Annotated in this window: 5 protein-coding genes; 4 read left to right on the top strand and 1 reads right to left on the bottom strand. The window is 67.9% G+C overall.

The genetic code is table 11. The annotated features are described in order from the left end of the window. A partial coding sequence (locus tag PMI01_RS11395; protein WP_007668214.1) for an acyl CoA--acetate/3-ketoacid CoA transferase subunit beta occupies positions 1-203 on the top strand: 203 nt, incomplete at its 5' end. A gap of 132 nt (positions 204-335) precedes the next feature. On the opposite strand, the gene PMI01_RS11390 is transcribed toward PMI01_RS11395, so the two are convergent. Next, positions 336-1,922 carry an ArnT family glycosyltransferase gene (locus PMI01_RS11390; protein ID WP_007668213.1) on the bottom strand — a complete coding sequence of 529 codons (1,587 nt, stop codon included), beginning with the start codon at positions 1,920-1,922 and terminating at the stop codon, positions 336-338. A 199-nt stretch (positions 1,923-2,121) separates the two neighbouring features. Between PMI01_RS11390 and PMI01_RS11385 the strand changes: the two genes are divergently transcribed. The 3 genes from PMI01_RS11385 to aguB all read left to right on the top strand — a co-directional run bounded on the left by PMI01_RS11385 (position 2,122) and on the right by aguB (position 7,543). Then, entirely contained in the window at positions 2,122-5,517 is a 3,396-nt protein-coding gene (locus PMI01_RS11385; RefSeq protein ID WP_035035874.1) for a TonB-dependent receptor, read from the top strand. A 146-nt stretch (positions 5,518-5,663) separates the two neighbouring features. After that, complete coding sequence (locus PMI01_RS11380) at positions 5,664-6,668, top strand: agmatine deiminase family protein (protein WP_007668208.1); 1,005 nt, start codon at positions 5,664-5,666, stop codon at positions 6,666-6,668. After that, positions 6,665-7,543 carry an N-carbamoylputrescine amidase gene (gene aguB, locus PMI01_RS11375; protein WP_007668206.1) on the top strand — a complete coding sequence of 293 codons (879 nt, stop codon included), beginning with the start codon at positions 6,665-6,667 and terminating at the stop codon, positions 7,541-7,543. Before PMI01_RS11380 ends, aguB begins: the two co-directional genes overlap by 4 nt. Positions 7,544-7,585 lie beyond the last annotated feature (42 nt).

Below are 7,585 nucleotides of genomic sequence, written 5' to 3'. Positions count from 1 at the left end.
AGAAGTCCGGCGCGCCCAAGCTGCTGCACCGCTGTTCGCTGCCGCTGACCGGCGCGGGCGTGGTCGACCTGCTGATCACCGAACTGGGCGTCTTCGAGATCAACCGCGGCAAGACGCCGGTCAGGCTGATCGAGCTGGCCCCGGGGGTGAGCGTCGACGAGGTGAAGGCCAAGACCGAGGCGGCGTTCGAGGTGGGGGTTTAGCCTAAGGGCTGTCCCTCCCCCTTGCGGGGAGGGTGGCCCCGAAGGGGTCGGGTGGGGCGCCGTGCGGTGGCGACCCCACCCACCAGCTTCGCTTGTCCCCCCCTCCCCAGAGCGGGGAGGGAAGAACTCCTTCTACTTCCCAGCCTTCCACGGCGTGTCCGGCGGCAGCCCGGTCACCGGATCGCGCGGCACCGGCGCGAAGCCCTGGGCGATGAACAGGTCGGTGCGCCGCGAGCGCTTCCTGTCCAGACGTACACTGACGATCTGCAGGTCGGAGGTCGCCGCGAAATCCTGCTGGATCTTGCCGCGATAGGTCCCTTCCAGGCTGGCGATCAAGGCCCGCCGGCCCAGGGGCTCGGTCATCGGGGCCTCGGCCTCGGCCTGGTTGCGGGCGGCGATCTCGTGGACCCACATCCGCAGCGGCGGGGCCTTGGACGTGCCGAAATAGTCGCGACCGTAATAGGCGGCGACGTTGAACAGGAAGCGGTCGTCCACGGCCACGGCGGTCAGGCCCTGGCCGGCCTTCTCCTCCTTGGCCCGGGCGATGATCGCCTGGACGGTCTGGTCCCAGCCGCGGGCCCGCTTGAAGCTGTTGGCCATGCCCATGGCCTCGGCGGTGCGCGGATTGATCACCCAGGTCAGGAACGCCGCCGCCAGCACGGCCTGCAGGGCCAGGCCGCCGACCAGCCAGCGGCGGGCTTCCCAGCGCAGCAGCCAGGCGGCCACCAGCACCGAGCCGGCCACGTAGGACGCGCCGGCCCAGTTGGCGTTGGCGCGCGACACGAAGGCCTGGGCCGCCACGGTGACCAGCGGCGGCAGGGCGAAGCACAGCAGCGTCACGTCGGCCGGCGCCAACCGTCTGCGCGCCGCCAGCAGCAGGCCGCCGACCGCCAGCACGGCGAACGGCACGGGCCCGAACACCCCGAACTGCGAGCCCACGAACTGGACCAGCTCCAGCGGGTTGAACAGCTTGCCCGACTTCCAGTTGGCGTTGGCGGCGGTGTGCTCCAGCGTCGAAAAGTGGTGCTCGATGTTCCACAGCATGTTCGGCGCGAAGACCAGGAACAGCACGGCGAAGAAGGCGACCGCCATGGCTGGGGTCCAGGCCCGCCGGGCCTGGCGCGACAGGAACAGGTGGGCCCCCAGGCTGGCCAGGGCGTAGATCGCCGCGTACTTGCTGAGGAAGGCTAGGCCCAGCGCCGCGCCCATGCCGGCCGCCACCCAGACGCGGGCGCGGGGCGAGGCGGCGGGCAGGGCCACGCAGGCCCAGACCGTCAGGGCCAGGAAGAACAGCAGCGGGGTGTCGGTGGTGATCAGCACCGACGACAGCTGGATGCCCGGCATCAGACTGAAGGTCGCCGCGGCCGCCAGTCCGACCCAGGTTCCCCCGCGTTGGTCGCCATAGAGCCGCAGGGCGATGCGCGAGATCGCCAGGGCCGTGCCCGCGTTGAGCAGGGGCGAACTGATCCGCAGCCAGGCCTCGGCGTCGCCGCCGATGTGGGTGGTCGCCCAGATCAGCCAGGCGATCATCGGCGGCTTGGAGAAATAGCCGAAATCCAGGTGGCGCGACCACAGCCAGTACTGGGCTTCGTCCGGGTACAGTTCCAGCGGTGTCAGGAACAGCGCCAGCACCCGGAAAAGCGTCAGAGCGCCCACCAGAATCAGCGTCAGCCGCCAGGCGCGCGCCGAGTCCGATCGCGCCATTTCGTCAAGGGCCACGCTAATTTCTCCCGCATAAGTAAGAGGACGCTGACTAAATGTGTTGCAATGGCGCCGTCTACGCAGGGTTTATCGGCGATCGTGGCTATTCCGTCACCAAACCTTCTAAATAGGCCGGTAAAGAGCCTGCTCAAGATGGGGCTTGATGACGCGCTTCGCCGCGCGCCGTGCCAAAAAAAGAGGGGCTAATATGATTTCGATGAAAAGGCTCGCTAGCGGGTCTGCGCTTGCCGTTCTGGCGCTCGCGGCGGCCAGCGCCGTCCACGCTCAGGAAACCACCGGCGCCATCCGTGGCGTGGTGAAGGACGAAAGCGGCGCGAGCGTGGCCAACGCCACCGTGACCATCGTCCACGTACCGACCGGCGCCAGCCTCAACACCGTGAGCAGCGAAAACGGCTTCTTCTCGGCGCGCGGCCTGCGCGTCGGCGGTCCGTACTCGATCAAGGTCGCGGCCCCCAACTATGACGGCCAGTCCGTCACCCTGCCGGCCCTGGGCGTGGGCGACCCCGCCGACATCAACCTGACCCTGTTCGCGGTCGGTTCGGTCGAGGCCGTTACGGTCACCGCCGCCTCGTCGGCGGGCAACACCCAAGGTCCGGGCACCAACTTCACCGGCGCCGACGTGCAGTCGCTGCCGTCGATCAGCCGTGACCTGAAGGACGTCGCCCGTCTCGACCCGTTCGCGACCATCGACCCGACCAACCAGGACGCCCTGTCGTTCGCGGGCACCAACACCCGCTTCAACCAGCTGACCGTCGACGGCAACCGCCAGAACGACGACTTCGGCCTGAACAACAACGGCTACCCGACCCAGCGCTCGCCGATCTCGATCGACGCCGTCGGCGCGGTGCAGGTCTCGATCGCCCCCTACAGCGTTGTGAACAACGGCTTCCTGGGTGGCTCGATCAACGCCGTCACCAAGTCGGGCACCAACGAGTTCCACGGCACCCTGTTTGGCGAAAAGACCAACCAGGACATGCGCGGCGATTCCTACACCTACTACGACACGCGCACGACCAGCCCGACCCGCGGCGACCGCGTCGAGCAGAAGGTCGCCGGCGACTTCTCCGAAAAGACCTGGGGCGCCACGCTGGGCGGCCCGATCATCAAGGACAAGGCGTTCTTCTTCCTGTCGTACGAAAAGTACGAAGGGAACTTCTTCATCGACGAAGGCCCGATCGACTCGGGCCGCGGCACGACGATCGGCCGCATCACCCAAGGCGCTATCGACACCTTCCAGGCCGCCACCAAGACCAAGTACGGCTACGATCCGGGCAACTGGGTGCGCAGCACCCCGCCGATCAGCGACAAGAAGCTGCTGGCCAAGTTCGACTGGAACATCACCGACAGCCAGCGCCTGCAGGTCACCCTGCAAGACACCAAGAGCTCGTCGTTCAACGGTTCGACCAGCGACCTGTTCGCCAGCGGCGACAGCACCTCGACCTCGACCTCGGCCGGCAACGGCGCGCCGCGTATCGGCCTGACCACCAGCCAGTACGTCAAGGACGAGCACCTGACGAACTACACCGTCCAGCTGAACTCGCGCTGGACCGACGCCTTCACGACCGAACTGCGCGTCGGCCGCAAGGAAACCGACACCGTCCGCACCACCCCGGGCGGCAATGTCGGCCAGGTGACGGTGAACGTGAACGACCTGGCCGGCGTCCAGGCCGGCGCGGGCAACGCCTCGATCCGCTTCGGCACCGAGCTGAACAGCCAGCCCAACTACCTGAACGTCTTCGTCGACACCGTCGAAGCGCGCGCGCGCTACACCTGGGACGCCCACGAGTTCCTGGTCGGTTTCCGCAACGAGCGCAACGACATCACCAACATCTTCGGCCGCAACTACCTGCCGACCTACGCCTTCAGCAGCTACGCCAACTTCCTGGCTGGCCGCGCTGACACCGTGGCCCTGGTCGGCGCGGTCAGCCCGACGGGCGGCACCGTGCCCGCCACGGCCGGCACCGCCGCCGGCAACGCCGCCAAGTCGGAGTTCTGGATCAACACGCTCTACGCCGAAGACACCTTCCAGGCGACCGACGACCTGAGCATCCTGGTCGGCGCCCGCTACGACTGGTTCGTCCAGAACGACAAGCCGATCCTCAACACGACCTTCGTGTCGCGCAACAGCTTCTCCAACCAGGCCAACCTCGACGGCAAGGGTATCGTCCTGCCGCGCGTCTACGCCCGTTGGACCCCGACCGAGCGCTTCGACCTGGCCGTCGGCTTCGGCCGCTTCTCGAGCCAGGGCCTGAACGTCTGGACCTCGAACCCGTTCGGCAACGACGGCGTCCGTCAGGTCAACGCCGTCTGCCCGGCCGGTCCCTACACCCTGACCAGCCTGGGCGCCGTCCCGGCCGGCTGTACCCTGACCCCCGGCAACGGCAACACCAACGCCCTGGATCCGGCGCTGAAGATCGCCAGCGTCTGGAAGACCACCGTGTCGGCCGGCTACAACTTCGACCTGAGCCGCTTCGGCATCGGCGACGACTGGCGCGTCCAGGGCGACTACGTCCACGCCAAGAACCAGGACTCCCTGTACTGGAAGGACCTGCGCGCTCAGCAGATCGGCGTGGCTCCGGACGGTCGTCCGGTCTACGGCCGCACGACCACGGGCACTATCGGCGCCAACGTGTTCGACATGTTGCTGACCAACCTCGACGACGGCGGCAAGAGCGACTCGGCGGCCATCTCGCTGGGCAAGGACTGGCGCGACGGCGTCCTGGACGGCCTGTCGTTCAAGACTTCGTACACCTACACCAAGGCCACCGACGCCAACCCGATGACCAGCTCGATCGCCGACTCGAGCTACACGCGCTTCGCGTCGTCGGACCATCAGAACCCGCGTCCGGCCACGTCCGACTACGAGGTCCGCAACAAGTTCTCGTTGAACGCCAGCTATGAGCGCAAGTTCTTCGGCGACAACAAGACCAGCCTGACCATGTACGCCCAGCGTCGTTCGGGCCTGCCGTTCAGCTACACGTTCGCCAACAGCTCCACGAGCCGTCCGGACGTCGAGTTCGGCAACTACGTCTCGACCTACAGCGGTCGCCAGGCGACCTCGAACCAACTGCTCTACGTGCCTAAGGCCGACAGCAGCGGCAACGTGACGGCCACCAGCGACACGCGGGTGAACTACGCGGGGACCTTCAACGTCGCGGCGTTCAACGACATGCTGCACAGCACCGGCCTGATCAAATATGCCGGCGAAATCGCGCCGCGTAACGGCTTCCGCGGCAACAACGTCACCACGGTCGACCTGCACTTCAGCCAGGAGTTCCCGGCCTTCGTGCCGAAGGGCGCCAAGCTGCTCGGCTACATCGACATCGAGAACTTCGGCAACATGCTGAACAACAAGTGGGGCGTGCTCGAGCAGTACGACTTCTACCGTGGCGTCTCGCTGGTCGACATCACCTGCGCGGGCGTGGGCGGCAGCTGCGCCGGCCAGACCGCCTACACCTACTCCAACCTGAACACCGCCGTTGGCCAGAACCCGGCCGCCGGGACCAAGAACGGCAACCAGGCGCCGCGTCCGTTCGGCATCTACCAGTCGTCGCTCTGGCAGATCAAAGTCGGCGTGAAGTACCAGTTCTGATCGTCTGGTCAGACTGAACCCAAGGAAGGGCGGTCCGGAAACGGATCGCCCTTTTTCTTTTGTCGCACCAGTTTGCTAGAAGGGCGGCTTGACCCGAGGGCCATCTCGGCCCATTTGCGCCTCCCTCCTTGATCCAGGTTCCGTTCATGATTTCGACCGTTCCCGCCGAGTGGGCTCCGCACCGCGCCATGTGGGTGGGCTTCCCCAGCCACGCCGAGCTGTGGCGGGAAGACCTCGACCAGGCCCAGGCCGAGGTCGCCGCTCTGGCCCGCGCCCTGGCCGGTCCCGGCGGCGAGCGCGTGCGGCTGATGGTGGTCGGCGACGAGGCCGAGGCCGCCGCCTTGGCCCTGCTGGGCGACACGGACGTCGAGATCGTCCGTGGCCAGTTCGGCGACATCTGGCTGCGCGACACCGGCCCGATCTTCATCGAGACCGCCGACGGGGCCGTCGCGGCCGGCTTCCAGTTCAACGGCTGGGGCGGCAAGTACCAGATGGAGGGCGACGACATCGTCGCCGAGCAGATCGCCGCCGCCTCGGGCGCGCCGCTGGCCCGCAACGGCTTCGTCCTCGAGGGCGGGGCCCTGGACCACGACGGCTCGGGCACCATCCTGACCACCCGCCAGTGCCTGCTGAACCCCAACCGCAACGGCGACTTCGACGAGGCCAAGGCCACCGCCGCCCTCGCCGCCGCGCTGGGAGCCCGGAAGGTGCTGTGGCTGGGCGACGGCCTGCTGAACGACCACACCGACGGCCACGTCGACAACCTGGCCCGCTTCGTCGCGCCGGGCGTGGTGGCCTGTCCGATGGCCTTCGGGGCCGACGACCCCAACGCCGAGGTCTATGCGGAAACCGCCAGGACGCTGGCGGCGATGACCGACAGCCGCGGCTCGCCCCTGCAGGTGATGCGCATTCCCTCGCCGGGCCGCATCCTGGACGAGGACGGCGAGATCATCCCGGCCTCGCACATGAACTTCCTGATCGCCAACGAGGCGGTGATCGTGCCGATCTACGCCGAGGAATCGGGGGCCTTCGCCGTCGAGGTGATCAGCGGCCTGTTCCCCGAGCGCGAGGTGATCGGCCTGCCGTCGACCGCGATCCTGACCGGCGGCGGTTCGTTCCACTGCATCAGCCAGCAGGAGCCCGGCGAATGACCCGCACGCTCAGCGTCGCCGCCATCCAGACGTCCTACGGCATGGACCTGGCGGCCAACATCAGGAAGACGGAAGCCTTCATCCGCGAGGCCGCCGCCGGCGGCGCGCAGGTGATCCTGCCGTCCGAGCTGTTCCAGGGCCCCTATTTCTGCGTCACGCAGGAGGAGCGCTGGTTCGCCCAGGCCCATCCGTGGCGCGAGCATCCGGTGGTCAAGGCCATCGCCCCCCTGGCCGGCGAGCTGGGCGTGGTCATCCCGATCTCGATCTTCGAGCGCGAAGGCCCACACTATTTCAACAGCCTGGTGATGGCCGACGCCGACGGGAGCCTGCTGGGCGTCTATCGCAAGAGCCACATCCCCGACGGTCCCGGCTACCAGGAGAAGTACTACTTCCGGCCGGGCGACACCGGCTTCAAGGTCTGGGACACCCGCTTCGGCCGCCTGGGCGTCGGCATCTGCTGGGACCAGTGGTACCCGGAGGCCGCCCGCGCCATGGCGTTGGCGGGGGCCGAGTGCCTGTTCTACCCCACCGCCATCGGCAGCGAGCCGCACGACCCGACCCTCAACACCACCCTGCCTTGGCAGCGGGCCATGCAGGGCCACGCGGTCAGCAACGTCATCCCGGTGGTCGGCGCCAACCGCATCGGCTTCGAGCCGTGGGACGGCTATCCGAACGGCGGCCAGAGCTTCTACGGCTCCAGCTTCATCGCCGACCATCGCGGCGACCTGGTGTCGGAGCTCGGCCGGGCCGACGAGGGGATCGTGGCCTCGACCTTCGACCTGGATTTCCTGCGGACCCACCGCGCGGCCTGGGGCTTCTTCCGCGACCGCCGGCCGGAGCTGTATGGCGCGCTGGCGACGGGGCGGCCGGTTTAGGGGGAAGGTTCACCCTCTCCCAGCGGGAGAGGGTTCGCAGGG

Source organism: Caulobacter sp. AP07, from assembly GCF_000281955.1.
In the GTDB taxonomy this organism is placed as follows: domain Bacteria; phylum Pseudomonadota; class Alphaproteobacteria; order Caulobacterales; family Caulobacteraceae; genus Caulobacter.
The sequence above is the reverse complement of the archived record's forward strand: the minus strand, read 5'-3'. Positions and strand labels throughout refer to the sequence as shown.

What these genes read in the sequence shown, in the direction of transcription:
- PMI01_RS11385 (WP_035035874.1), top strand. Translation starts at nt 2,122, where the DNA reads ATGAAAAGGCTCGCTAGCGGGTCTGCGCTTGCCGTTCTGGCGCTCGCG.
- PMI01_RS11380 (WP_007668208.1), top strand. Translation starts at nt 5,664, where the DNA reads ATGATTTCGACCGTTCCCGCCGAGTGGGCTCCGCACCGCGCCATGTGG.
- aguB (WP_007668206.1), top strand. Translation starts at nt 6,665, where the DNA reads ATGACCCGCACGCTCAGCGTCGCCGCCATCCAGACGTCCTACGGCATG.